This window comes from Affinirhizobium helianthi, assembly GCF_042680945.1.
In the GTDB taxonomy this organism is placed as follows: domain Bacteria; phylum Pseudomonadota; class Alphaproteobacteria; order Rhizobiales; family Rhizobiaceae; genus Neorhizobium; species Neorhizobium helianthi.
The window spans coordinates 1-2,094 of sequence record NZ_JBHUEQ010000001.1; the positions used below are offsets into that span (position 1 = coordinate 1).

At 50.9% G+C, this 2,094-nt stretch carries 4 protein-coding genes; all 4 read right to left on the reverse strand.

Annotated elements, in window-relative coordinates; all coding sequences use genetic code 11:
• On the reverse strand, positions 1-181 hold a 181-nt coding region (locus ACFSE1_RS00005; protein ID WP_377394712.1), incomplete at its 3' end, for a DUF2169 domain-containing protein.
• Positions 154-825, reverse strand: a complete 672-nt coding sequence (locus ACFSE1_RS00010) for a GAD-like domain-containing protein (RefSeq protein WP_377394701.1) — start codon at positions 823-825, stop codon at positions 154-156. The genes ACFSE1_RS00010 and ACFSE1_RS00005, both read right to left, overlap by 28 nt.
• Positions 825-1,697 carry a polymorphic toxin type 15 domain-containing protein gene (locus tag ACFSE1_RS00015; RefSeq protein WP_377394703.1) on the reverse strand — a complete coding sequence of 291 codons (873 nt, stop codon included), beginning with the start codon at positions 1,695-1,697 and terminating at the stop codon, positions 825-827. Before ACFSE1_RS00015 ends, ACFSE1_RS00010 begins: the two co-directional genes overlap by 1 nt.
• 261 nt (positions 1,698-1,958) lie before the next feature.
• Positions 1,959-2,094: PAAR-like domain-containing protein (locus ACFSE1_RS00020; RefSeq protein WP_377394715.1), on the reverse strand; the 136-nt coding region annotated here is incomplete at its 5' end.

Genomic DNA, 2,094 nt, shown 5'->3' on the forward strand with positions numbered 1-2,094 from the left:
AGTCGAAGTCATGCGGCAGCAGCGGATGGCGATTTGCGACCCAGTCATCGTCATAGGTTCCGGCAAGGACGGCGCGATCCTTCCAGAAGGGAGAGAGGGGCGCAAAACCGGCTGGCTGTGGTCGATCCCGGATCGAGCGGATCAGACGAGGTGCTAACCTATTGGCCGCACGATAACCGATTTCCCGTAGCCTTGCACGTCTATGAGATTAAAGTTCATCGTTTGCGCCACAATCGAAAAATGTGCTGCGGCATCCATTCGTTTAACATGGTCAATGTCGGCTACACCGCCCAAGCCTAGTGCTGGCACGAAACCGTAGCATTCCCCTATTTCTAATGGGCCGCATTTCTTTACGGCTCGTTGGAAAAGCGGCTTCTTATTTATATCGTAAACATCATACAGTTCCTTGCTTATCTCAAACGGTGTATATATCGTGTTTTCCAAATTCTTTGTCAGTTTGTCTGGTTTAGTTAGTGCGCGGCACGTTACTTCACCTTCTAGGAGGTAGACCCAACAACATCCTAGTTCTTTGTTCCATATATTTATTGTTCCAAATGCGGAATATGAAAACGCATGAAATTCGTTGTGATTGAATACTGGATCTGCTCCAAATATTAAAGAAATGACTCCCGAAAGGTCGCGAGGATGACATAGTTGGATGTGTCCATCCAACATTATGCAGCGCCCATATTCTTTGTAGAAGTCTACCATGAATTTGGGAAATATATCATTTAGAATTAGCAATTCTTCGTGTGTCATTGCTGAATTGCCAGTTGGCTTTCCAATTTCATTGAACAATGCTACGAAATCATCTGAGATTGGCATTAGCACATCCTTAGTTTAACGCGCATTTTCTCTTTTCCTACGCCATTCTTATCAAGGTCTTTAGCATAGTCCTCAAGCGATTGGGAACGACGACCCTTCCATTGGGACCCCATTGACGAGTTGACGCTTCTATCCCCCATTCCCGATATATCGCTAGGGTCTCCGCCAGCAATAATGTCGAGTCTGTGCGTTGCTGCTAGGGTTTCTAACTCAGCATTAACCATAGACCGGGCTTCCGAGCGTGTTTTGCCGGCAGACCTCAAAGCGTCAAATCGTTCAGCTTCGTACCTGATGCGTGCATTTGACTGCGCTGCGATGTCTCGTAGAGGACTTGTGCCACCAGCATCTCGGATTGCCTGCCTGCGTGCAAGAAGGGTCTCTGCCGTCGTGTTGTTCAGAGCATCCTCTTGCTCTTTTAGTTGCCGGAGGAGCTCGTCGGTTTTAACATTTGATGGCTTGTTGAAGCACTCGACGTCCTTGATGGGAATTTCCCGAACGACCCGGCTTCCATCTTTTGAGTCTTCAACAGCCGTTTTTTCCGCCTTCCTTGTGTTCCTCCCGGCCTCTTCGGCCTCTTTTAACCGATGCTCCGCCTTAGCGACATCGCTTGCGAGTTCGAGGCCTTCGCCAGCGGCTTTGGCCTTTCTGAGGGGGTTGGCTATGCCGAGTGCTGTTGCAGCCAGATGTCCGCCTGCCTGAGCAACGCCACCCTTGTCGTAGGCGTTGGTTACACCCGTCCATAGGCCTTTGAGGGCATCGCCTGTCCAGGTGGCGACGTTTTTGGCCGATTGGCCGGGGTTATTCCAGGCATATTCGGCTGTGTTGGCTATACCGTGACCGACATCTCTGCCGAAGTCGACCACGTCATCCACGGAAGGACGTGCGTTCCAGGCAGATTTCAGGTCCGATCCGATCTGGGATGGATCATTCCAGTATTCTTCTCCTTTGCCAATCGCGCTGCCAGCGAGCTGCGCCTCATCGGAATTGTCATAGAAACCGTCCCAGGCTTTGGTGTACCAGGCACGGTCCTGGGCGTCGGCACCATCCGGAGCTTTATGCGTGTCCGTGGATTTGACATAGATATATTCACCCGGCGCATTGCCATTGTTGAGCGTGCAGCTGTCTGTATAGCGCTAGATGGGAATGCCATTGGCGCGCACAATGGTGGATGATGTTACAGGTTCGACGACATCCCCTACCGTGCCGGATTTAACCCCTTTGCCGACACCCGGTTCATCGCCGTAGCAGCAGGAAAATTTCGAATCCTGC

Coding starts and splice junctions, on each gene's coding strand:
- ACFSE1_RS00010 (WP_377394701.1), bottom strand. CDS start 825: ATGCCAATCTCAGATGATTTCGTAGCATTGTTCAATGAAATTGGAAAG.